Source organism: Aquimarina besae, assembly GCF_042434905.1.
In the GTDB taxonomy this organism is placed as follows: Bacteria; Bacteroidota; Bacteroidia; order Flavobacteriales; family Flavobacteriaceae; genus Aquimarina.
Genome location: NZ_CP170199.1, coordinates 2031006 through 2054904, shown reverse-complemented (window position 1 = coordinate 2054904; position 23899 = coordinate 2031006). Strand labels below are relative to the sequence as shown.

Genomic DNA, 23899 nt, shown 5'->3' with positions numbered 1-23899 from the left:
ATTTAATCAAAGTATTAATTAAAAATTGAACAAATATGTCTCCTGCTGATGTTTTTTCTTTTGCAAATATGACTGCAATGCCCATGTGGATTCTTATGATCCTACTACCAAAATGGAAAGTAACAAGATTCTTAATTGATTTTAAAATAATCCCATTACTGTTATCAATTGTGTATGTTATCTATATTTTTCAAGCTATACAAATTGGCGGAGGAATGGATTTTGGAAGTCTCGCTTCTGTTATGCAGCTATTCACCGAAGAACATGCAGTACTGGCAGGCTGGGTACATTATCTGGCTTTTGATCTCATCGTAGGAATGTGGATACTGAATCAAAATAAAACATTAGGAATTCATCAATTATTAATAGCTCCTTGTCTTTTTGCTACATTCATGTTTGGCCCTGTTGGCTTTCTACTTTTTATGATTCTTAAGGCAATTAAACAAAGTAAGTCATGAGATATCTACGCCAAGTATTTAGCACTGTAAAAAAAGAAAGCTCTGTAATCTATTGGGCAGTATGGATCAATTTCATGATTGCTACTATATGTCTCATCGGATTATTTGTAGATGATCGAACCTTGTCTGGAGTTAATGTTTGGATAAAACCACTTAAATTCTCCATCTCAATTGCTATTTACACTTTGACTGTAGGGTATTTAACGACTATATATCCATACTCTAAAAGAAAGAAGAACATTTTAAATAATATCGTTGCCTGGACATTATTATTAGAATTAGCAATTATTTTTTATCAGGCATCAAGAGGTGTCCCATCTCACTATAACGAGTCTACTCCCTTTGATGCTATACTATTTTTGGGAATGGGGTTTTTCATCGGAATCAATGTGTTAATCATGGTATTGTTCATTTTTGATACTATTCGATTGAAATTAAAAACGACAAAGTCTATTCAATATGCATTATTAATGGGCTGGTTAATTGTATTCTTTGGTAGTTGGGTAGGCGGTGAGATGATAACTCAAATGTCTCACAACGTTGGTTCTGCTAACAGAGGAGAAGGTTTGCCTTTGGTTAATTGGAGTACCATAAGCGGAGATTTACGGGTGGCACATTTTTTCGGATTGCACGGAATACAAATAATTCCGTTATTCGCATTATGGGTATCCAAAAAATGGAAGGTTTCTAATAGAAACCAGATCTTTATAGTAGTATTTTTCGGATTACTGTATGCTTCTTGGATTGGTTTCACATTTTACCAAGCCAAACAAGGAATCCCATTACTTAAATTATAATAAAACCAAAGATGTTAGTCAATAAAAAGAAACGTATAAAGTATTTAGGTTTTGATGACTTTTGGTTTATTATTGTTGGTATTCTGATTCTAAGTTTTATCACATACTTTCTTTTTAATAATTCTTTTGAAAGTTATTCCCTAAGTGAAGCTATTATCCGATGGAACATCTCACTATTCTTTTCAACCTGTGATTGGTTTATCATTCGTGCTATAATGATTTTTTTAAGAAAGAAATATCCCAGCTTTGAAGATAATCTAAAACGTATCATTCTATTCTTTATCGCTATTGTCACCACAGTTGTTGTAGTAGATGTGGTTGGTGGTATGTTAATATCTTTTATCTGGAATATTAACTACAATCCTGTTTCCAGAGCTAAAATATTAGTGCCAATTATCCTAATTAGTACAATGACTATGGCGATATACGAAGCAATTTATTTCTACATACGGTTAAAGAAATCGATTAGAGAAGAAGAACAAACCAAGCAGATGATTATACAGGCACAATTGGATGCCCTTAGAAATCAAGCGCAACCACATTTTTTCTTTAATACGCTCAATACACTACGAGATATCATCGATCAAAATTCTAAAGACGAGGCAACCGATTTTGTAGATAAATTATCAAACGTATATCGTTTTATACTAGAATCCGGAAACGAAAATATGATTTTACTTAGAGATGAATTAAAATTCGCAAAATCATATATCCATATACAATCCGAGAGATTTGGAAACAACCTACGGGTAGTTTGGGATATTCCGGATAACTCATTACGTTCTATGATCATACCAATGAGTCTTCAACTTTTATTGGAAAATGCCATAAAACATAACGTAATTTCAAAAGCAAAACCTTTAAAAATAGCGGTAGAAGTAAAAAACAACTTTCTAACAGTGACGAATAAGATTCAACCAAAATCAACTCAAATACCTTCTACAAAGGTCGGGCTTAAAAATATTGAAAAGCGTTACACGTTGATTTCAAACGAACCTATCAACATTAAAAATGATTCAACCCAATTCATTGTTTCCCTTCCGTTATTAAAACCATCTGACAAAAAAAATAAGTATGCAGATATTAATCATTGAAGATGAACCACGAGCAGCGAATCAATTACAGAGTAAACTTGCAGCCTGTAATTTTGAGTATCAGTTATTAAATATTATTGATACAGTTGAAGATGCTGTACTTTGGTTTGAAAAACATACTGCTCCTGATTTAGTTTTTATGGATATTCAGCTGGCAGATGGATTAAGTTTTGAAATATTTCAAAAAATAGATATTGATGCACCCATTATTTTTACCACAGCTTTTGATCAATACGCCATTCAGGCATTTAAAGTAAATAGCATCGATTATTTACTAAAGCCAATTCAGGAAGAGGATCTAAATCAAGCATTATTGAAATTTACCAAGTCTAATAAAAAACCTTTTGTGGATCCTACCGTCTTAAAAAAACTTCTTGACAGTATGCAAACTAAGGCCACCCGTAGAGAAGGAATATTGGTAAAAGAAGGAAGTGGATTTGTTCAGGTTAAAATTTCGGATCTTTTATATTTCTATTCTGAAGACAGCATCACTTTTGGGGTAACTTCTATAAAAAGATATATCATTAATGAAACCCTGGATCAACTATTTGATTCTTTAGATGTTAATCATTTTTTCAGAATTAATAGAGGACAAATAATTTCAAAGAATTCAATTCAAAAAATTGATCCTTATTTCAATCATAGATTTAAACTTTCTATACTAAATTCTAAAGATCAAGAATTTATAGTAAGTCGGCAAAAAACCGGTGATTTTAAAGAATGGTTAAATAGGTAGCTTTTTTAGTTTTGGATAGATGAATCGTTAGAAAAACCATTAATACTAAGTGTTTTAAGTTCGTTTTCCTCATTCTCATAAATAAAATACACTTTTAACTCTGGATGTGTGTTTAAAAACTGTTTGGATTTTTCTAACCCCATAGACATAAGGGCGGTGGCATAGGCATCAGCTTTCATACAGCTGTTAGTTAATACAGAAACACTTAAAAGATTCGATTTATGAGGATATCCTATTTTTGTATCGATTATATGAGCATACTTATTACCGTTCTCATCTATCTTAAATTTGCGGTAACTTCCCGAAGTTGCCATCGCTTCATTTTGTAAAGAAAGCACTTTGCTATACGATTGTGTTTGATCAAAATTAGGATCTTCTACTCCAATTTTCCAAGGCTTTTCTTTGATTAAATTACTTCCTTTACCTTTAATCTCACCTCCTATTTCTACCAAATAATTTTTAATCCCTTTAGCTTCTAAAAACTTAGCAAAAACGTCTACTGCATACCCTTTTGCCAATGCATTGAAATCCAGAAAAGTATTCTTATGTTGCTTGACAATCTTATTGTTTTTCAGTGTAACCTTATCTAAACCCACAGAAATAAGTAAACTGTCTATTTTTAAGCTATCTAAAGCAATTATTTTTCCTTCTGGACCAAAATCCCAGGCATTCACCAAAACCCCAATAGTGGGATCAAATACACCTTGAGTTTCTTTATAAATCTCTTTTGAAGCACGGAATACTTTCTTAAAATGATCATCAACAACAATGGTGGTATCTCCTCGATTGATCTTTGAAATATCAGAATCGTCCTGATAAGTCGACATCGAATTATTAATTACATGAATAATACTATCATAAGATTTAGCAAAGTCGACCTCTTTTGTTTCTATAAACTGAACCGAAAAAGTAGTGCCGAATGCGGTACCACTTGTATAATTTAAATATTGCCTGGATTCTTTTTTGCACGATAAAAAGCTAGTTGCTAAAACAAAAAACAAGAGAAGGTTACGCATTATACTATTTAATTAAGGTGTGTTTCTACCAATTGTAATCCTGCGTATTCCAGAACATATTCTTCATTTAAGAAAACAGGTTTGCTAGGGTTCTCCGAATTCTGTAATCCGACACCTGCATAAAATACCTTTGCCTCTTGTTCTCTGGCGTGCTTTTTAAAAGCTTCCATCCAAACCATATCATAATTATGTGGATTATCAGGATATGATATTGCTTTTACTATTACAAAATATCGTTGATTAGACGCATCAATACATACAAATTGCGGATGTTTACCTAATTTGCTATTGATAGCAATGAATTCAAACCCTTTTTTTTCTAATTCTTCTCCAACAATGTTCATTGCCAGATTATGAAGCTCTTGTTTCGTAAGTATTCTTGTCATAGCATTACAAAGATACTATAATAAAGGTATTTGATTTAAAATTTTAAACTTCCAATCTCAACTTCGTCTTCTTCTTTTCCTAATGTAACAATGCTCACTTTTTTGGATTCATTTTTCTTTCCATAATTGGTAAACATAGTTACTTTCAATATAGTTGGTCCGGATATCTTTTGAACATTATCAGAAAAATAATCAATCATTACTTTATAATTACCCTTGACAGCATTTTTAAGCATAAATTCTTCAGGACCATATCCTTCTGTCATATCATTAGATAATCTACCTCCTATTTTTGTTTCAGAATTCTTATAGTATCCTTTTTCTTCATTTGGATCTATTACCCATAAATCTATATCCGTATCATTGTGATTCCAGTCGATCACCACTCGAACATCTACAGGAGTCTCATTAAAAGTATTTTTAGCTAATTTAGGCAACTTCAATTTCTTTTTATACTTATACACCAGTCTATTAATTTCTACATACGCTATTTGTTCTATACCTAAAAATCGCTCATCCTCATCTTTCTCTAACAAATCCCCGTTATATACTTTGTATAACAAATCGAAACTCTTTTGAAACTCACCTATATTTTCATAAGCTAGTGCCAAATCTCTATAGGATTGTGGTTCTTCGGTTCTTAATTCTAACACTTTTTCATATACCATGACCGCCAAATCATATTTACTAAAATATTCCAGTTTATAAGCCAAGGCTCTCATTAATTCGTGATTATCTAAATCCACTTCCATAAGATTGGTTAGTATTTTGATTGCTATCAAGGGCTCATCTCTTTTATCAAAAAAATCTGCTACATCAAGATAAAAAGAAGGTGTGTTGGTGTATTGACTTCGAATTTCTATATATTTTGCATACGCCAAGTCAACAGTTTTTTCTTTTGCTAATATCTTTAGATAAGGAGCATCGGGATTCCAAGATTTTAATGTTATTTGGTCTGAAATTTTTTGATTTAATTCTTCAATCTTTTCAAACTTCTTTTCTTTTCCTTCTTTAGTTACAATTACAATTACGCCATTATTCCCTCTGGCGCCATATAATGCTACACCACTCTCCTCTTTTAAGATTTGTATCGACTCTATGTTGTCTGGGGATAATTGATTCGTTGGATTTCCTTTTACAGGGACACCATCTACTATATACAATGGTTGAAAATCATTAGAAATAGTTGACACACCTCTAACTACAACCGAAGTATTCGCTCCTGGTTGATTTTTATCCACAAGAACTCCTGCAACAGCTTCAGAAAATGACTCAGATACTACAGTTGTAACTGATGCTGTTATAGATTTTTTCTGTTGTGTTCCATATCCCATTACTACAACTTCTTCTAAATGAGCAGTATCTTCTTCTAATTGAATCCGCAAGGTATTAGCATTCCCGACAGTAATTTTTTTGGATGCAAACCCTATATACGAGATTTCCAATTCTTGCTGAATCTCTGCATTGATACTAAAGTTACCATCAAAATCTGTTTGAGTACCATTTGTAGTTCCTTTTACCAAAACATTTACGCCTGGTAATGGCAAGCCCGTATTATCAGTTATCGTTCCAGAAACTACTTGTTTTGATGGATCAAGTATCGCTCTATTCATTTCAATTACGGAGGTACTGGTATTAGCAACTGTTTCTCGAAGGGTATCACTACTGGCGTTTTGCTCAATATTATGATTAGGGTTTGCGTTCCTTGAATGATTTTTAGGTTTTGCTTTTTCTGTTTTCTTGGGAAATTTTGTGGTGTACCATTTACGTAGATTTTCATAACCCTTAAATAAATCTTCCCTTCTTTCTTCTAGCTCTTCTTTTTTATATTGTACTTCTTCTTCAATAGCTGTAATTTGTTCTTTATAAGCTACTTTCAATTCTTTCGGAGGCTCTATACGATACTTCACATAATCTTCTATTCTATCTAAAATTAGCATAGAAGTAAACTCTGTAATTAACTTATATTGTTTTGCCAAGGATACGATCTTTTCCTTATTTCTCTTTTTATCCCTATTTAAGGAAATAAGTTTTTGTTTTGCCCATAGTCTTATTATGGTTTTATCCTGTGCTTCAGAAGTAGTAGAAACCTGAATTTTATTTGTTACCTTATTTTGGTATCCAAAAAGCAATGTAACCGTTGTATGCTCTCTAAACTTACCTGTTAAAGAAAAATCAGACAGCACATTTGTATTTTGATTCGGATATACTTCTTCTACTTTATCGTTTTTTGCTATTCCCAAAAACTGATAGGTTTCATGCTTCAAAATTTCTAGTGCATTTTTTGGCGAAAACCGGATTAGATTTATATAATTCCCCCCAGATCTCGTAGCAATACTATTCATATACTCATGATCCCCAGAAACTGAAGAATTAATTGTATAAATACTTTTATTAATTTTCTTATCAAATCCTCCCAGATTGATTAAGCCATCTGTAAAAAACAAGACCTCTTCAGATTTTATTTTTATCTTATTTAAGAAGCCTAAAGAGGTACCTCCATCATACGTCACTTTTTCTATTTGTTCCTTTAAAATTGACCAATTACCATTAGCAACCGTAAACATTTTATTGAAATGCATAGAATTACTAAAAGATATAAATTGAACATCAACATTTTGTAAATAACCAAAATACAAGTCTAATAGTTCTAACTCTTTTTTAGTCTCTCTATGATTATTCGAAAACGATGAATCCCATAAGATTGTTACACTTTTTGGTTTTTCTTTTAATCTTGAATTTGGCTCGAATTGCTGATTTATATAGAAAAAATCGTTGTAGGTTATCACCTGTCTTGAACCTAAAATTTTCGGTATATTCACTAATATAGAAGAAGAGGCCACATAATTCTTTTTATATATCGAAGCCTGATATTTATTATCTTTTTGAACAAAAGCTACATCATTATTAGTAACCTTAGGCTTTTCACTTCCATATACGTTTATATCGACAAAAAACTCATCCATACGATTTGTAAAACCAAGAGGCAAATCATAAAGTCTAGAATCGTCCGTGTTAAACAACTCCTGCTCATAAGTAATTATAATATTCTTATACCCTTTTGGTAAAATTGGATAAATTCTTGCTTTATAATTATTCCCCTGAGTCTTTTCCAACAGCCCCGGATCTATATTTTGTCTTACTGTGCTCTCATAAGCTACTCTTGCCAATTCTTTCTCCACAATAACCGCTGCTCTCATTTCTCCATTAACATCCATTTCAAAACCAGAAACTGATTGACCTTGTCCCAAAGGAAAAATCAATTCTCCTTCTAAGGTTCTATCCTGCTCATTAAAGAATTTCATATCATAGGTAGTGGTTGCAAAATTTCCTATAATTTTTACATCTACTTTTAATACTGAAAGTTTTAATTGGACAGAATCATTTAGTTGGATAACCGGTGCTTCCTGACAATACAATTTTATAAAGGATACAAATAATACGAGCAGTAATGATTTTTTCATAATTGGCTATTTTATATTTGTGGTAAAGCTCAGGATTACCTTGCCTGCACAAAACCCAAAATGAGGGAAGTCATCTTTTGGTTGAGTAAACTAACTTTATTTGAACCTGATAAACCTAGCTTCTTCAAAGTAGTAGCTAGGTGTATACACAGGCTCATCTTCCGTAAATCTATACCACGGGGATATACTGGTGTCTTCAAAATTTTTAAGCAAACAAACGCTTTGAGCTGGAGTATTGCCTTGAGCCAATAAAAACAGTTTGTCTCCCCGATCATTAATAACCTCATCAACTATAATTTCGATGTGTCCGGGAGATCCAGGTTTTACTAACATATCACCAATGGTTAAATTCTTTATTTCAACTTTAGGTAATTCTGTATATAAAGACAAAGTACCTGCATACGTATAAATTAGATTCAAATATTTATAAAAGTTAGCTTTAGAAGAGTTGGGTGTAGCTGTTCTATGAAAAGTTACTGTATTTCCCTTGATTTTTGGTCTGTATCCTTCTGCATATTTCTTCCAGGAACAATAATGACCAGAAGTAAAATTAAAGCCTATTTCATCCTTTCTATCCGCATCCCATAAATACTCTGCTCTCATCCTCATTAAGGCATCAGCACATTGTTGTAATCCATTAGCCGGAACAGGAACTTCTAAAATGGCATCATGCCAATGCTGAGCAAAATATTTGGTGTCATCATAGTTAATTATAGGTACTCCGTGCTTTTTTAATCGATAATTTCGAAGATATTTCTGAAAGGAACCTTTCGGATATTCTGTTCTTTTATATCCCATCGGAACTAATACTCGAGTAGAAATAGAATCTCCTTGTTCATTTATAAAATTAGGAGCTGAAACGGCATTATTAACGATACCCTTTATGTGATTTGTTAGATGTTTTCCTTTGAATGTTGTTCTAAAAATGAAAACTGCAGCGGCTATTACCACTACTACAATGATGTACTTTTTCATCTATCAATCTGTTTAAATCTCACAAAAACAAAAAAACCGATACTGCGTATCGGTTTTTAAAATATATAAGAGACACACCGTGTCTATCCTCCAAAGTCATCAAATCTGATATTCTCGTCCGGAATACCAAAATCTTCTCCCATTTTCTGAACGGCCTTGTTCATCAACGGTGGTCCACAGAAGTATAATTCTATATCTTCTGGAGCTTCGTGATGATTAAGATAATTATCGATTACACAGTTATGAATGAATCCTACAAAACCATCTCCTTCTTCATCATTGATATCTTTCTTTACTTTCCAGTTATCTTCCTCTAACGGTTCTGATAATGCCAAGTAAAATTTGAAGTTCGAAAATTTATCTTCTAATTGTTTAAAATGATCTAAATAGAATAATTCTCTTTTTGAACGTCCACCATACCAATAAGTAACTTTACGACCTGTTTCTAATGTTTTGAATAAGTGGTATAAATGAGAACGCATTGGTGCCATTCCTGCTCCACCACCTACATACAACATTTCTGCTTCAGATTCATTGATAAAAAACTCTCCGTAAGGTCCAGAAATAGTAACTTTATCACCCGGTTTTTGTGCAAAAATATAAGATGAGGCTACACCTGGATTTACATCCATCCATCCATTTTTACTTCTATCCCAAGGCGGAGTAGCAATACGCACATTAAGCATAATTTCTCTTCCTTCTGCAGGATAAGAAGCCATAGAATAAGCTCGTTCTACAGTTTCATTATTTTTCATCACTAATGGCCATAAACCAAATTTATCCCATTCTGCCTGAAACTTATCCGGAGTATCATGCTCTTCTGGGTGGGCAGTGATGTCAATATCGGAGTATTTGATCTCACATGGCGGAATTTCAATCTGAATATATCCTCCGGCTTTATATCCCATATCTTCAGGAATTTCTACTACAAATTCTTTTATGAAAGATGCAACATTGTAATTACGAACAACAGTAGCTTCCCATTTTTTAATCCCGAATACTTCTTCCGGAATCTCAATGTTCATGTCTTGTTTTACCTTTACCTGACAAGCCAATCTCGCACCATGCTGTAACTCTTTACGAGAGAAATGTGGTGTTTCTGTTGGTAATGCTTCTCCTCCACCTTCTAATACGTGGCATTCACACTGAATACAGGTTCCTCCACCACCACAAGCTGATGGTAAGAATATTTTTTGACTTCCTAAGGTAGATAATAAAGTACCACCCGAGGCCACTTCTATCTCCTTCTCTCCATTAATAGTAATTTTAACCGGTCCTGACGGTAGTAATTTATCTTTCGCAAATAATAAAATCCCTACCAATACAAGTGTAAGTACCAAAAACGAAATAATGGTGATAGCGATTGTTCCAATTGTTGACGCTAAAAATATCATATTATTTAAGTGTTGTAACGTTAGTATTTTCTGCTACTTCTTTCGAAGTTTTTTCCTCTACCTGAACAGTTTCTTTTTTCTGAGCTTCTTCTTCATCACCTCCTGTTAGCATTCCACCGAAACTCATAAATCCAATTGCCATTAAACCGGTGAGGATAAACGTGATACCCAAACCTCTTAAAGGAGCTGGTACATTAGAGTATCTGATTTTTTCTCTAATAGCAGCTATTGCCAAAATTGCCAAAAACCACCCAATCCCAGATCCGATTCCATATACTGCTGCGTGAGAAATCGTAGCAAATTCTTTTTGCTGCATAAATAAGGACCCTCCCAGAATAGCGCAGTTTACTGCAATCAGTGGTAAGAAAATACCTAAGGAATTATATAATGAAGGTGAAAATTTTTCTACAATAATTTCTACCAATTGTACCATAGTTGCGATGGTAGCAATAAATAAAATAAAGGTTAAGAAACTTAAATCATAATCCGCATATTCTGGTCCTAACCAAGTCAACGCTCCTTCTCTAAGAATATACTTATCTAACAAGAAGTTTAAAGGTACTGTTATGGCTAAAACGAATATAACCGCAGCACCAAGACCTACAGCCGTAGAGACCTTTTTAGATACAGCTAGGTAAGAACACATTCCTAAAAAGAATGCAAATACCATATTATCTATAAAGATCGATTTTAAAAATAATTCTAAATATTCCATTTTATATTAGTTTTTGGTTGTTAACTATAATTGAAAGTTATATACTTCCAACTACTCATCACAACTATTGACTGCTTCTAGTGATCTTCTATTAAAGCTTTATTTCTACTTCTTTGAATCCAAATAATAATTCCTACCGTAATTAATGCCATTGGCGCCAATACCATAAAACCATTATTCTCATAGCCATAAGCATAGACTCCTGTCTTCTCAATTGGGTCTCCTAAAACCTTTATTCCGAATAATGTACCAGATCCTAATAGCTCTCTAAAAAAAGCTACAATGATCAACAATACACCGTATCCTGCTGCATTTCCTATGCCATCAAGAAAGGATTTCCAAGGTCCATTACCTAAAGCAAAGGCTTCAAAACGTCCCATAATGATACAGTTTGTAATAATAAGACCAATAAATACCGAAAGTTCTTTACTTAATGTGTACGCAAATGCTTTTAACACTTGATCTACTACAATTACCAAAGCAGCTACCACAACTAATTGAACAATAATTCTAATTTTAGACGGAATAATATTCCTCATTAACGAGATGACCACATTACCGATTCCTAATACAAAAATTACAGAAATCGCCATAACTATAGATGGCTTTAACTGTGCAGTAATTGCCAACGCAGAACAGATACCTAATACCTGTATCGTAATCGGATTGTTATCTGCCAGTGGATCGGTTAATAATTTTTTATTCTTTTTCGAAAATAATGGCTCTCTAGGCTCCTTTACTTTGACTTCAACTTTTTCTTCTGTTACTTCGGCCATAGCTTATTTTTTTAAATTTTGGAAATAAGGCTGGTACATTTTTATACCTTTTTTTACCATTGCGGTAACACCATCACCAGTGATCGTCGCTCCGGCTAAAGCATCGACCTCATTGTCGCTTTTATCTTCATTCTTAGGATCAGCATTTCCCTTCTTCACAGTCACACCCGCATAATCTCCTGAAGCATTCAAAATACTTTCTCCAATGAAATCATCTCTAAAATATGCTTCTTTTATATTTGCTCCAAGTCCAGGCGTTTCTCCTTTATGATCAAAAAATGCTCCTTTTACTTTGGTAAAATTTTTATCCAAAGCCACATAACCCCAAATCGCATCCCAAAGACCATTACCTCTCATAGGTATGATGTAATATTCTTCACCATCCTTTTTACCAATAAACAATGGCATTTTTCGCTGATAGTTAGGATCTTGTTTTACCTTATCATTTTCTTTTTTAACTTCAATTGCAAAAGCCTCTGTAGTTTGTTCTGCCTGATTGCCTGTTACAAGATACTGACCATTTTCTCCAACATACTTGTTAAACAGGTCTTCTGCTTGCTCAGCCGGAACAAACTCATTAGAATCTTCAGGATCAGTAATCCCCATAGCAAAAAGAATATTTTGCTGTTTTTCTGTTCTCTTATTTGCAGCTATATTTTCTTTTAATGAAGAAGCCGTAAATGCCAATAATGAACCTACCACAACCACCATTGCCACTGCAAAAATGATTGTATATGAATTTTTATCTGTATTAATCGCCATTACTAAGCTGTTTTTAATTTTAGACGTTTCATTCTCTTCTTAATGTTTCCTTGCACTACGTAATGATCAATTGTAGGGGCAAATACATTCATTAATAAGATTGCTAAGAATACTCCTTCTGGATATGCCGGATTAAATACACGGATCAATATAGAAATAAAACCAATCAAAAATCCATAAATCCATTTTCCTTTATTAGTTTGAGAACCGGAAACAGGATCTGTAGCCATAAATACCACTCCGAATGCAATACTACCAATAATCAAATGCTGCCAAAATGGAGTACTCATCAATCCGTAAAACTTGCTACTTTCGGTAATCCAACCTGCATCTACAACTCCGTTAAATATTAATCCCATCACAGCTGCACCTACAAAACCACTCAAAATGATTCTCCAGCTTGCTATTTTGGTAAAAATTAAAAATGCAGCACCAAGTAAAATTAATAATTTAGAAGTCTCACCAACAGATCCCGGAATAAATCCGTAGAATGCTTCTGAAATAGAATAAGCTACTTCATTACCTTTAGCTCCAACAGTAGTGAGAATTTCTTTTCCCTGAGCAAGTCCACCTAGAATAGTTTCTCCCGAAATTGCATCCGGTTGTTCAACGGCTCCGTGCACCCAAACTTTATCTCCAGACATCCAAGTTGGATATGCAAAGAATAAAAATGCTCTGATGGTTAAGGCTGGGTTTAGGATATTCATTCCTGTTCCTCCAAAAACTTCTTTACCTATAACAACACCAAAAATAACCGCTACTGCTAACATCCATAAAGGGATATCAACAGGAACTATCAGTGGAACTAACATACCGGTAACCAAATATCCTTCTTCTACTTCGTGTCCTTTTATGACAGCAAACAAAAATTCAACCGCAAGACCAACTCCGTAGGAAACTACAACCAGTGGTAACACTGTCCAAGCTCCTAAAACAAAATTATCCCAGTTGATAAAATGCTCGAATAAAGAAAATTCCTCAGGAAAACCATTTAAGGCTGAATAATGCTGGTAACCTGCGTTAAAAATCCCAAACAACAAACAAGGAATCAAAGAGATGATCACTGTATTCATTGTTCTTTTCAGGTCATCTGCAGCACGAATATGCGCTCCGGAATGGGTAGTTTCGTTTGGTAGATATAAAAAAGTATGGAGTGCATTGAATGCAGGCGCCATCTTTTTGTCCTTATACTTAAGTTTTAAGTTATGTAATTTACTTTTTAAACCCATGACTTTATCCTATTTCTTTTAACATTAAATCTAGTCCTTCTCTAATGATCTCTTGATGTGGCTGTTTAGAAGCACATATAAACTCGGTCAATGCAAAATCCTCTGGAGCCACTTCGTACATACCTAATTGTTCCATGGCATCAAGATCATTCACCGCACAAGCTTTTAGGATTTGTAAAGGATAAATATCCATAGGAAAAACCTCTTCATATGCACCTGTTACTACAAAAGCCCTATGTTCTCCGTTGGTATTAGTATCCAAATCATACTTTTTATTTGGAAACAACCATGAAAACGTTAATGCTCTTGATGGAGAGATTTTATTAAAAATCGGTTTGTTCCACCCAAAAAACTCATAATCATTCCCTTCAGGGATTACCGTAATCATATCATGGTAAAATCCGAGGTTTCCATCTGGTTTTACGTTATCACCAGTAAGTACATTACCACTAATAACTCTGATATTACTATCATTTACTCCGGAATCATATACTACTGAAGAAACCTCAGCTCCAATTCTGGTTTTAAAATATTTTGGGTTTTTCACAGAAGATCCTACCAATGCAATAATTCGCTCAGAATTGAATTTTCCAGACAATAACAGTTCGCCAATAATTACCAAATCTTGTGGATTTACAATCCAAACAACTTCTCCTTTGTTTATAGGATCTATTTTGGCAATTTGCACACCTACATTTCCAGCTGGATGTGGACCACTTACTTGATGCAAGATAATATTATCTAAGCCTGAAAAAGGTGAATCTCCTTTTTTACCTATAGATACGTGAACATCACCTTCTGTCAACTTACTCAAAGCAGTAACAGCCGCCTGAAGCTCATTTTCTTTTCCTGCCAATACGTATTCTAAATCGGCGGCTAATGGCGCCGTAGCGTAAGCAGAGATAAAAATTGCTTTTGGCGCAACATCAGGATTCGCAATAACATCATAAGGACGTTGTTTGATGAAAGGCCAGCATCCCGCAGCTAATAAGTGCGACTTTACATCTTCTCCACTCATTGCTTTTACATCCTTGGTTCCAAAGTCTGCAAACTGCTGTTCTTTATCTGCTAAAATCTTAAATGCTAGTATTTTTCGTTTAGCACCGCGAACAATTTCCACAACCTCACCACTTACCGGTGAAGGAAACAACATTTTTTCATTAGTTTTAGAGTGGAAAAGTGGTTCGCCGGCTTTAACTTCTGTACCTTGCTTAGCAATAACTTTGGGTACGATACCGTGAAAATCGTCAGGCTTAATTGCGTAAACATTGCTTTTGGTAGCTTCTGCAGTAATCTTTTCTGCCTCGCCAACCAGCTTAATGTCCAAGCCCTTTCTGATACGAATGTCTTTTGACATATTTGTAGTCTATGTTAATTAACTAAAAAAATCGTGCAAATTTACTAATTAAAACACGTAAGTAAAAGCACCATCTATTATAAGATTTTATTTATAACGTTTCTAAATAAGGTTTTTTCAAACCTAAAAAATAAGCAGGCTTATTCAGGCACACATTTTGTTTATCTTTACACGGTTAACTCGTAAAAAATGTCAAAAAAACTTAAACAATTCCTAGTAATTTTAGCATTATCCGGAAGCTTTACATCATCTATAATTGCTCAAGAAATCGTAGAAGAAATACAACCTCCAGATTACATAACTACTATTCAGCTTTTTGGTACTGAAGAATTCTCGGGAACTCCGATTATCAAACTCGGAGAACCTTTGACTATAAAGTTTGATGATATTAACGGCAATGAAGCAGATTATTACTATAAAATAACACACTATAATTTTGACTGGACACCATCAGTTTTATACAAGAACGAATACCTGAACGGTTTTGATGACATTAGAATTGTAAATTATGAAAATTCTTTCAACACTTTACAACTATACAGCCACTACACTTTAAGAATACCTAATGAGGATACCAGAGGTCTAAAAGTGAGTGGAAATTATATGATCGAGATCTATAACGATGATGATGACATTGTTTTTTCCAGAAAATTTATTGTGTATGAAAACTTGTCTAATGTAAAAGTATATACCAAAAGATCCCGAGATTTAAAATATATAAACACCAGACAAGCCGTTCAGTTTGAAATTAGCTCTCCCAATGAAATTTTAAAAAACCCGAAACGTACGGTTAAGACATTAGTTATACAGAACAATGATTTAAAAAACGCAATTACAGATCTAATTCCACAATTTACCATAGCGAATAGTTTAGTGTACAAATATGATACGCAAGCCAGTTTTTGGGGTGGTAATGAATATCTTTTCTTTGACAGCAAAGAGGTACGATCCACAACTGCCAATATCAGGAGCATTGATCTGCAAGATATCTATAATAATTATCTATACACAGATATTGTAAGAGCTAATAGAATATATACGTACTACCCTGATATCAATGGTAATTTTGTAGTTAGAAATTTAAGAGCTGAAGATAGCAATACTCAAGCTGATTATGTCTGGATGCATTTTTCTTTAGAATGCTATGAACCACTAGATGGCGGTGAAATACATATTTACGGTAATTTCAATAATTATGTTACGGATGCATCTACCCGATTAACTTACGACAAAGAAAATGCCGTATACACTTCTAAAAGACTTTTCAAACAAGGCTTTTATAATTATAAATATGTCTTATTAAGACCTGACGGAAGCATAGAACCCGGATTCATTAGTGGTAATTTTGATGAAACTGAAAATGAATATGTGGTAATTCCTTATTACCGAGCTCCAACTGCCAGATATGATCGTGCCATTGGCAAAGGAGTAGGAAATTCAAGAAATATAACAAATTAACAAGGTAAGATCTCAGGTCTCACCTTGTTAATTACCGGCTTACTATATTATTGCACCACAACTTTTAATGTCTCTTGTTTTACTCCATTAAGATAGATTGAATAGAAGTACATTCCTTTAGCATTTACCTGATTTCGATTCAATAGTATTCTTTGTTCACCAGGCTCAACTCTTTGCTTATATATTACTTTTTGTTGCCCTAAAATATTAACCGCTGTAATTTCTAAAACTCCATCGTACATTGCCTGAAAACTTAATATTGACTCCCCTTGAATCGGATTAGGAAAAATGATAGTTTTTTGCTCTCTGGCTAAATCGAAATTATCCACTGGCCGGGTAGCAACCCATTCTTCATTCTCTGAAATCTGGGTACAGGAAGAGGGACAAGTATCGGTCCAGAATCCTACATACTTCCCATTATCGATGTAGCCTGCGGTAAACCATCCGGTTCTGTTTCTAGCCAAATCAATAGTCTGCATTCCATTACCGTCATTAAAAACAATCCCTATATCATCCGGCAAAACTCCATTAGGAACCACAAAAGACCATTTTTTCCAAGGTGAACCCGCTATCGTTTCCATGGTTTGACCTGGCCAAACGGCAGTATTTTCTAGGGTAACATTTCGGTTACTATCAAACACATAGATATTCGAGGCACCATTCCAACTATAGGTAGGTGTTTTGAAATATATATCTAATAAAATTGCATCCAATCCTTCACAATTATTTCTACAGTTATCGCTCCAAACACCATCTTGATACCATCCGCTTGTGCTTCGCGCTAAATCATCTGTCTGATTTTCATTACTGTTAAAAACCATTCTTACCTCATCAGCGCTGACTCCTTCCGGCAAGATCAATGTGTATTGATACCAATTAGTCGTAGGATAATTGCTCATTTCTTGCCCTGGCCATTCGTTCGTACTTATTAAAGTCGCATCAGATATTGAGCTAAAAAAGTATACGTTTACTGTGTTTTCCCAACCTGCTGGTTTATAAAAATTAAAAGTAATTTCTGTCAAGGCTTCCGTAGTAACTGATGTGATTTCACTTGATACCGACTCATTCCCTTGTCTATCCTTTGCTATTATTCTGAATTGATACGTGGTATTAGGAGACAATCCGCTAATAACAGCAGTATTTCCTCTTACAGACTTTACAAATGACATACCTTCATACACTTCATACTCAGTAACACCTACATTGTCAGATGAAGCCTCCCAGTCTAAAGTGACCGAAGATTGACTAATATCAGACACCTGCAAATCAGTGGGAACAGAAGGAGCTATAGTGTCAAGTTCAAACTGTATCTGTAAAGGCACTTTCCAAACACCCCTACCATAGGTAGCTGCTAATAAAACTTGGTCTTTTAAATTAATTTCTAAATCTCTAACCGCTACATTAGGAAGGTTGGTGGAATAATTTTGCCAAGGCTGATCTCCATTTTTAAAATACACTCCCAAATACGTTCCTAAATAAATAGATGCTGTTCCTTTATGATGTCGTATCACAAATTTTCCTTCCGAAGGAAGATTCCCTGTTATATCAGAAAAATTATTGCCTTGATCCGTTGACCTGAATACTCTTCCGCCAGAACCGGAAGTAGTTGCATATATGATTTGATTATTATCATTATGAACCTCTACCGAAGTAATAAATCTATCAAAGCTATGCACCAGCGACCAATTAGCTCCACTATCTTCACTTTTGTATAAATTCTGGCCTTCCGCGATGTAAATTATATTAGTATCCGACGGATCCAGTTCAATATGTTCAATATTACTACCTCCGAAATTGAATGTTGTCTGCTTTTTAAAAGAATATCCCTCCAGCTTATAAAAACTGCTAAATCCAGCATATAAATTACCATTACGATTAGAGACCAAGGGGGTCACCCAATTTCCTCGCTCTGGCCCTGATGCCACGTATGTTCTTGTTTTACCCCTGTCTTTCGTCTTATACAAACTACCTCCAAACTGTATGAATCCGTAGTATGTATTGGAGTCATTACCCTGAACAGCACAATCCATGCCATCTGCTCCGTGATAGACATTCCATTTTGATCCATCCAAAGCATATCCTCCATTGTCTTGTAATCCACCCACTAAGTGATCCGCACTACTATTTTCTGAAACTGAAATCTTATAAAACTGGCCTATCTGTAACCCTTTTGTTAAATCAGTAAATGAACCTCCATTATTAGTAGATTCATAAATTCCCCCATCACTACCACATAGTAATCTACCATTATAATAACGTAAAAAATGAATGTCCGCGTGAGTGTACGTCGGTTCTGTTGGAAAATTCCATCGGTTTATACGGGTAAAGTCGTCTCCTCCATTAGTTGATTTCCAAACATTAAGACATCCTACAAATACAATATTAGGATCCTGATCAGAAACTGCCAGGGCCAGATCATACCAGGCTTGCGTACTCTCTAAAATATTCTCTGTTTCTTGTGTCTTAAAAAAATTTGTACCACTATCAGTAGATTTATACAGACCTTGAAACGAGGCAGAACCATCTTGGGCAGCACTTAATACGTAGACATACTCTGGATTTGCAGGAGTTACATCAATTACCAATCGCAATGAATTGATAGGTAATCCGTTTTGGACAACATAAAAATTATTGCCTCCATCTGTAGACTTATAAAAAGTATTTGATGTTACTGCATATATAATATTGGTGTCCTCTGGTTTTATTTTGATATCTTTTATGTTCCCAGATAACGTTTTAATCCAGGTGGCACCGGCATCTTCCGTTTTATAAACACCTCTGGTAGTAGCTACCCAAAGTTTATTAGAATTATTTGGATCTATATAAATATCGTTTCCTATTTCATACTGATCGCTTGGATCTAAACCTGTCTTATTCCAAGTATATCCCCCATCAGTTGATTTTAAAACACCAACACCTAACGCGTCACTAGAATCATCATCTCCGGTTGAAATATAGATGATATCAGAATTATGATAATCTATAGCTATACCTGAAACTCCAATCTGTGGTAAATAATCAGATAACGGCTCCCAATGCACACCACTGTCTATTGATTTCCAGATTCCTCCGGCCGGTGCTCCAACATACATTACATTGGGTTGATTTGGGTCAATGATTGCAACATTCACCCTACCCTGACCAGGTGACCAAGAATTAGAACCATCGTGATCAAAAGGTCCCATTGGTAGCCAGGTATTGGTTATTTTTTGTTCAAAATTTTGATGTACTCGTTTCTGTTCCCAAATATTCCAGTAGAAATCTGGTGTTGGTAACGTTCCATCTGGTAATACAGCATTCTTGTAAAACTCTTGCCATCTCATAAAAGGTTTGTACCCACTCCCTTTAACAGTATTATCTTTATCTTTCCAAAAATGATTAAACGAGTTTACGACTTCCTGAAATTTAGGAGTATAACTGGCATCTGATTTTCCCTTTGCTGCCAATTTGTGCATCCAAGGCGCATCTGCATTGTATTGTGAATTTACAGGGGTGATATTCAAAAAAACGAATAACAACACAAAAGCTGTTGGTAAAAAGAATATTGGTTTTTTCATCTGTCTGGTTTGAAATATTTAATAAACACTGCTGTTATACCGTAATACAACCACCCAAAAATACGTATCAACCATCCCAAAAACCAGTAGCCTAATTAACATAAACCCCAGTTAACATACTAAAAAACAATAATTTAAACACAACTTTATCGTTAGAGGTTAAATTATTTTTTTCGACAAAAAACTCAAAGTATTAGCCTAAAAACAGTACAAAAAACGTCCTAAAACGTTGTAAATATTTTTTCCTACAAACGAATTCTATCGTTTGCGTTTTTTATTAACTACCGTTTATACACTTGTGGTGCGCTGTTTTCTAAATTTTTATGATTTGTAACGAAATACTATTACTTTAGTCCAATTACGCAAACCATCAGCCGAAAAATGAAAGAAAAGGGGAGATTTCTTAAAAAATACCGAGGAAACGAATGTTTAAATTGTCACGTTCCTTTGGACATTGTAGATCGTTATTGCCACAACTGTGGTCAAATTAATACGACCAAAAAACTTTCATTTAAGGATTTTTTTTACGAATTTTTTGCCAGCATGTTTTCTTATGACTCCAGGCTAAGACACACGATAGTTGGCTTACTATTTCGTCCAGGAAAGATTTCCAAAGATTATATAGAAGGCAAAAGAGTAAAGTATGCCAACCCATTTAGGTTTTACCTAAGTGTCTCTATTCTATTTTTTATCATTAACGGACTTTTCATCGATTTTGATCAAATAAAACTTCAATTTAACAGTGACCAAAAGAAAGCAGAAGAAGATACCAAACGTTCAAAAATAGGTATTGTAGAAATTCGCAAGAGCCCGACAGACTCCACAAAAACATTTGAGAATTCTTCCAAAGAAGTATATTTTACAGAAGCTCAGTTAGATTCCATGAATTTGTTCACAGCGATAGAAAAACGCTGGAAAACCTATAAATCTCATTATAAAAAAACCAGAGAAGTAGTAGCTACAATTGCTTTGGATAGTTTAAAACATGAACAAAACACATACACTAAATATTTGTACACCAGAAGTATTAAAACCAAAAACTTAAGTGATAACCCAATGGAATTATTTGTGTTTGTTTTTAATAAACTTCCGTTTATTATTTTTTTCTTTCTCCCCATTTTTGCTCTCTTGATGTGGTTGTTATATGTACGAAGGCCTTTCAACTATATGGAACATTTGGTTTTTATCTTTCATACACAAACTATGTTTTTCATTTTGATGGGAATTGCAATTTTGATTGATCAAATTACCAAAAGTGAAATAACGTCCAGCATTGCGATGCTCGTTTTTCTCTTTTATTTATATAAAGCCATGCGCAAATTTTATCAGCAAGGAAGGGCCAAAACTATTGTTAAATTTCTGTTAGTGAACGTATTATTTTTTATCTTAGCAGGATTGGGATCCGTTATTACCATTATTGGATCTATGTTTATTTTTTAATATGGTTGAGCAAATAACCAGTGGCATAAAAATTTCGGTGGACACCACCTTTGAGGGTACGTTCTTTAAGAACTACAAGATCCATTTTGCCTTTGGGTATCGTATCACCATAGAAAACCAAAGTAAAGATTCTGTACAACTCACTTCTCGTTTTTGGGAGATCAAAGACGCATTAAGCAACACTGAAATAGTTGAAGGAGAAGGAGTTATTGGAAAGAAACCTGTGCTAAAACCAGGTGAATCTCATACTTATAATAGCGGATGTTTATTAAGTTCACCCTTTGGAGCGATGAAAGGCCATTATAATATGGTAAATTTTACCACCACGAAAAAATTTAAAGTCATGATACCCAGCTTTAAATTGAGTGCTCCTTTTGCACTAAACTGAGTTTCTTTACCAAATCAAACTTCACCACCTTATCTTCTTGTTCAATGTGACAATATTTACAATGAGAATCGTATATAAATCGATATGTTTTAGTGTAATCAAAAGTTGATTTTGGTTCAAAAAGACCTCTAAAATCTTCTTCGCCATAAGCTGTATATCTACTGATTTCAAATAAAGATTCCTGAGAAGATTTTCTTAAAACAAAATACGCACCACTGCCTGTGCCTGATAGAAAATCGGCGTTTTCTAAAAAATCTGGTAGCACTGTTTCTTTTTTCTTGCCTAATTTTGGTGCTCGTTTATCAAAATAATTGGTTAGATTTTCTATAAAAACAGAGTTTGGATATTCTATCAAAACACCATTTTCTACCTGAAATATTTTATTCTCCATCGAACCTTTTTCCACATTACCCAAAGGACTTGGAGTAAATAATTTATTGCGTAAGAGAGGGGTTCTAATACTTGATTTATCGGTACTTTTTAAAATTGTATCTGTTACGATTCGCGAACAATTGCTACCTTCTTTCCTAAAAGTAGAATATGGGATACTTCCTTTATTCTGCATTTCAAGAACATAAGCTTTGGCTTTATCATAGAATATATAATCACATACAGAAGCTACTAAACGACCGCTACCGTGTGTTTTCTCCGGATTTGCTTCTAACCATAACAGAAATTCTTCAATATTAGCAAGCTTTCCCTCTTTTGTAAATGTTGCTTTAAATGGTATCTCTAACTCAACATCTGTTACTGCGCTTCTTACCCTTCCTTTTCCAGGAGGAGTAATATATCTTCCAAAATCGTAATACTCTGCAATACCCGTTTTATTTTCGATCAGCACAAATGCGGCGTGACCGGCTTTGATAATACCATTCTTACCCAAACCAAAAAATTGTAACAAGCTAGTGGATTTCTTCTCTTCGTCAGAAAAACGAACAAAAGTATCAGGAAAAGCGAGAGAAATTATTTTGCCCGTGTAATTCATCACACGTTTAAAATTTTAGTTATACTTATTTTCAAAAGATTTATTTAGTATCAGTTCCAGTTAAGCAGTAATTGCCTCAAAAGTAACAACATTTACTTCCTTTTTCTGAAGGTCTTCATAACGCATAGAAAGCTCTTCCCCATTTTTAACAATCTGAGTTATGCTTCTGGTTTTTAGAAAACCTCGATCAATCTGCAGGTCGATGTCTTTATCACCAATTCCAGCATTTTTATGAAAATCTAATAGCATGTCAACACTTAATACGTTTGCTTTCTGGAATACGTCAAACCAATCTTCTCTTGTTTTCTTCATTTCAGGAGTATACAAGGTAGAAGAGGACCAAATATGGGTTTCTTTTTCTAAAGCTCTGACATGTTTTTGTCTTCCGTCCCAAACTAGTTCAAAAAACTCAAGATCTGATTTCCAATTCGCCGCAACTATGGTAAAAGGCTCGATTCCTGTATAATCATATTCAGAAATGGCTTTTTTCAAATGGTCTGCACTCAAAAGATCTTTTACCACTACTCCTCTACTTTGTCTATACGACACCGATCTTTCGTGGATTTCGAAACCTCCATTAAGAAGGCAAATCATGGTATTTTTATCACTCAATCCTATCCATGTCCCTCCCGCTACGGCGTCTTTCGGAAATAGCATTCTAGTTTTATCAACTTGATAAAATTCCGGAGCTAATGTTTTACGGTTTATGGCCTCATCACGATTAGAGGTCAGTATAAAACCGTTTTCTTGGGTGGGGATCAACGTTACTGTACACATAGATTTTTGGGTCGGATAAATTTCGTACAACTTACAAAAAAAAATACATATCATACATGTTTATAAAAGGTTAAAATCGGTAATACCCTTCATAATTTCCTATCTTTGCGGCTTTAAGTATTCGAACACATCTTA

General features: G+C 34.3%; 20 protein-coding genes. 7 read left to right on the top strand and 13 right to left on the bottom strand.

The genetic code is table 11. From position 1 onward, the window contains the following. Window positions 1–35: 35 nt before the first annotated feature. Genes ACE94K_RS08940 through ACE94K_RS08925 form a run of 4 tightly spaced genes read left to right on the top strand, consistent with a single transcriptional unit; the run spans window position 36 to window position 3085 of the window. On the top strand, window positions 36–458 hold the full coding sequence (locus ACE94K_RS08940) for an ABA4-like family protein (protein ID WP_378183046.1): 423 nt from the start codon (window positions 36–38) through the stop codon (window positions 456–458). After that, window positions 455–1255: a hypothetical protein gene (locus tag ACE94K_RS08935; protein ID WP_378183043.1), complete on the top strand. Its 801-nt coding sequence runs from the start codon at window positions 455–457 to the stop codon at window positions 1253–1255. Before ACE94K_RS08940 ends, ACE94K_RS08935 begins: the two co-directional genes overlap by 4 nt. An 11-nt stretch (window positions 1256–1266) precedes the next feature. Then, window positions 1267–2349: a sensor histidine kinase gene (locus ACE94K_RS08930; RefSeq protein WP_378183041.1), complete on the top strand. Its 1083-nt coding sequence runs from the start codon at window positions 1267–1269 to the stop codon at window positions 2347–2349. Next, entirely contained in the window at window positions 2330–3085 is a 756-nt protein-coding gene (locus ACE94K_RS08925; protein WP_378183038.1) for a LytR/AlgR family response regulator transcription factor, read from the top strand. Before ACE94K_RS08930 ends, ACE94K_RS08925 begins: the two co-directional genes overlap by 20 nt. Window positions 3086–3090: 5 nt before the next feature. Here the strand turns inward: ACE94K_RS08925 and ACE94K_RS08920 are convergent, their stop codons facing one another. From ACE94K_RS08920 to ACE94K_RS08875, 10 genes are all read right to left on the bottom strand, one after another. Beyond that, window positions 3091–4101 (bottom strand): FAD:protein FMN transferase, encoded by a 1011-nt coding sequence (locus ACE94K_RS08920; protein WP_378183035.1) that lies wholly within the window; start codon window positions 4099–4101, stop codon window positions 3091–3093. Between the two features lie 8 nt (window positions 4102–4109). Further along, complete coding sequence (locus ACE94K_RS08915) at window positions 4110–4487, bottom strand: Na(+)-translocating NADH-quinone reductase subunit F (RefSeq protein WP_378183032.1); 378 nt, start codon at window positions 4485–4487, stop codon at window positions 4110–4112. A 35-nt stretch (window positions 4488–4522) separates the two neighbouring features. Next, the gene (locus ACE94K_RS08910; RefSeq protein ID WP_378183029.1) at window positions 4523–7951 is read right to left on the bottom strand and encodes a VIT domain-containing protein; all 3429 of its coding nucleotides are present in this window, start codon (window positions 7949–7951) and stop codon (window positions 4523–4525) included. Between the two features lie 96 nt (window positions 7952–8047). After that, a complete protein-coding gene (locus ACE94K_RS08905; protein ID WP_378183026.1) occupies window positions 8048–8926 on the bottom strand; it encodes a DUF4846 domain-containing protein in 879 nt (292 codons plus the stop codon). 83 nt (window positions 8927–9009) lie between these two features. Then, the gene (nqrF, locus tag ACE94K_RS08900; protein ID WP_378183023.1) at window positions 9010–10320 is read right to left on the bottom strand and encodes an NADH:ubiquinone reductase (Na(+)-transporting) subunit F; all 1311 of its coding nucleotides are present in this window, start codon (window positions 10318–10320) and stop codon (window positions 9010–9012) included. 1 nt (window position 10321) lies between these two features. Then, entirely contained in the window at window positions 10322–11035 is a 714-nt protein-coding gene (nqrE, locus tag ACE94K_RS08895) for an NADH:ubiquinone reductase (Na(+)-transporting) subunit E (RefSeq protein ID WP_378183020.1), read from the bottom strand. Window positions 11036–11112: 77 nt separating this feature from the next. Further along, window positions 11113–11811: an NADH:ubiquinone reductase (Na(+)-transporting) subunit D gene (locus tag ACE94K_RS08890; protein WP_378183017.1), complete on the bottom strand. Its 699-nt coding sequence runs from the start codon at window positions 11809–11811 to the stop codon at window positions 11113–11115. A 3-nt stretch (window positions 11812–11814) separates the two neighbouring features. Continuing rightward, on the bottom strand, window positions 11815–12573 hold the full coding sequence (locus ACE94K_RS08885; protein ID WP_378183014.1) for a Na(+)-translocating NADH-quinone reductase subunit C: 759 nt from the start codon (window positions 12571–12573) through the stop codon (window positions 11815–11817). A 2-nt stretch (window positions 12574–12575) separates the two neighbouring features. Beyond that, the gene (locus ACE94K_RS08880; RefSeq protein WP_378183011.1) at window positions 12576–13802 is read right to left on the bottom strand and encodes an NADH:ubiquinone reductase (Na(+)-transporting) subunit B; all 1227 of its coding nucleotides are present in this window, start codon (window positions 13800–13802) and stop codon (window positions 12576–12578) included. A 4-nt stretch (window positions 13803–13806) separates the two neighbouring features. Then, window positions 13807–15159, bottom strand: a complete 1353-nt coding sequence (locus ACE94K_RS08875; protein WP_378183008.1) for a Na(+)-translocating NADH-quinone reductase subunit A — start codon at window positions 15157–15159, stop codon at window positions 13807–13809. A 189-nt stretch (window positions 15160–15348) separates the two neighbouring features. On the opposite strand from ACE94K_RS08875, the gene ACE94K_RS08870 reads away from it, so the two are divergent. After that, window positions 15349–16617, top strand: a complete 1269-nt coding sequence (locus ACE94K_RS08870; protein ID WP_378183005.1) for a DUF5103 domain-containing protein — start codon at window positions 15349–15351, stop codon at window positions 16615–16617. A 47-nt stretch (window positions 16618–16664) separates the two neighbouring features. On the opposite strand, the gene ACE94K_RS08865 is transcribed toward ACE94K_RS08870, so the two are convergent. After that, window positions 16665–20174: a starch-binding protein gene (locus ACE94K_RS08865; RefSeq protein WP_378183002.1), complete on the bottom strand. Its 3510-nt coding sequence runs from the start codon at window positions 20172–20174 to the stop codon at window positions 16665–16667. Window positions 20175–20555: 381 nt separating this feature from the next. Here ACE94K_RS08865 and ACE94K_RS08860 point away from each other — a divergent pair, with 381 nt between their 5' ends. Further along, the gene (locus tag ACE94K_RS08860) at window positions 20556–21614 is read left to right on the top strand and encodes a DUF3667 domain-containing protein (RefSeq protein WP_378182999.1); all 1059 of its coding nucleotides are present in this window, start codon (window positions 20556–20558) and stop codon (window positions 21612–21614) included. A 1-nt stretch (window position 21615) separates the two neighbouring features. Beyond that, window positions 21616–22002: a Co2+/Mg2+ efflux protein ApaG gene (apaG, locus tag ACE94K_RS08855; protein WP_378182996.1), complete on the top strand. Its 387-nt coding sequence runs from the start codon at window positions 21616–21618 to the stop codon at window positions 22000–22002. Here apaG and ACE94K_RS08850 read toward each other — a convergent pair. Both ACE94K_RS08850 and ACE94K_RS08845 read right to left on the bottom strand, forming a co-directional pair. Beyond that, on the bottom strand, window positions 21971–22987 hold the full coding sequence (locus tag ACE94K_RS08850) for a DUF6695 family protein (protein WP_378184253.1): 1017 nt from the start codon (window positions 22985–22987) through the stop codon (window positions 21971–21973). The two genes, apaG and ACE94K_RS08850, sit on opposite strands and share 32 nt — an antisense overlap. Before the next feature lie 60 nt (window positions 22988–23047). Continuing rightward, window positions 23048–23764, bottom strand: coding sequence for an NRDE family protein (locus tag ACE94K_RS08845; protein WP_378182993.1), 717 nt, complete (start codon window positions 23762–23764; stop codon window positions 23048–23050). Window positions 23765–23899 lie beyond the last annotated feature (135 nt).

Bases quoted from the DNA above. Each gene is read 5' to 3' on its own strand.
- ACE94K_RS08870 (WP_378183005.1), top strand. From the start codon at position 15,349: ATGTCAAAAAAACTTAAACAATTCCTAGTAATTTTAGCATTATCCGGA.
- ACE94K_RS08910 (WP_378183029.1), bottom strand. From the start codon at position 7,951: ATGAAAAAATCATTACTGCTCGTATTATTTGTATCCTTTATAAAATTG.
- ACE94K_RS08930 (WP_378183041.1), top strand. From the start codon at position 1,267: ATGTTAGTCAATAAAAAGAAACGTATAAAGTATTTAGGTTTTGATGAC.
- ACE94K_RS08885 (WP_378183014.1), bottom strand. From the start codon at position 12,573: ATGGCGATTAATACAGATAAAAATTCATATACAATCATTTTTGCAGTG.
- ACE94K_RS08905 (WP_378183026.1), bottom strand. From the start codon at position 8,926: ATGAAAAAGTACATCATTGTAGTAGTGGTAATAGCCGCTGCAGTTTTC.
- ACE94K_RS08890 (WP_378183017.1), bottom strand. From the start codon at position 11,811: ATGGCCGAAGTAACAGAAGAAAAAGTTGAAGTCAAAGTAAAGGAGCCT.
- ACE94K_RS08845 (WP_378182993.1), bottom strand. From the start codon at position 23,764: ATGTGTACAGTAACGTTGATCCCCACCCAAGAAAACGGTTTTATACTG.
- nqrE (WP_378183020.1), bottom strand. From the start codon at position 11,035: ATGGAATATTTAGAATTATTTTTAAAATCGATCTTTATAGATAATATG.
- ACE94K_RS08860 (WP_378182999.1), top strand. From the start codon at position 20,556: ATGAAAGAAAAGGGGAGATTTCTTAAAAAATACCGAGGAAACGAATGT.
- ACE94K_RS08940 (WP_378183046.1), top strand. From the start codon at position 36: ATGTCTCCTGCTGATGTTTTTTCTTTTGCAAATATGACTGCAATGCCC.
- ACE94K_RS08865 (WP_378183002.1), bottom strand. From the start codon at position 20,174: ATGAAAAAACCAATATTCTTTTTACCAACAGCTTTTGTGTTGTTATTC.
- ACE94K_RS08915 (WP_378183032.1), bottom strand. From the start codon at position 4,487: ATGACAAGAATACTTACGAAACAAGAGCTTCATAATCTGGCAATGAAC.
- ACE94K_RS08850 (WP_378184253.1), bottom strand. From the start codon at position 22,987: ATGAATTACACGGGCAAAATAATTTCTCTCGCTTTTCCTGATACTTTT.
- ACE94K_RS08920 (WP_378183035.1), bottom strand. From the start codon at position 4,101: ATGCGTAACCTTCTCTTGTTTTTTGTTTTAGCAACTAGCTTTTTATCG.
- ACE94K_RS08880 (WP_378183011.1), bottom strand. From the start codon at position 13,802: ATGGGTTTAAAAAGTAAATTACATAACTTAAAACTTAAGTATAAGGAC.
- ACE94K_RS08875 (WP_378183008.1), bottom strand. From the start codon at position 15,159: ATGTCAAAAGACATTCGTATCAGAAAGGGCTTGGACATTAAGCTGGTT.
- ACE94K_RS08925 (WP_378183038.1), top strand. From the start codon at position 2,330: ATGCAGATATTAATCATTGAAGATGAACCACGAGCAGCGAATCAATTA.
- apaG (WP_378182996.1), top strand. From the start codon at position 21,616: ATGGTTGAGCAAATAACCAGTGGCATAAAAATTTCGGTGGACACCACC.
- ACE94K_RS08935 (WP_378183043.1), top strand. From the start codon at position 455: ATGAGATATCTACGCCAAGTATTTAGCACTGTAAAAAAAGAAAGCTCT.
- nqrF (WP_378183023.1), bottom strand. From the start codon at position 10,320: ATGATATTTTTAGCGTCAACAATTGGAACAATCGCTATCACCATTATT.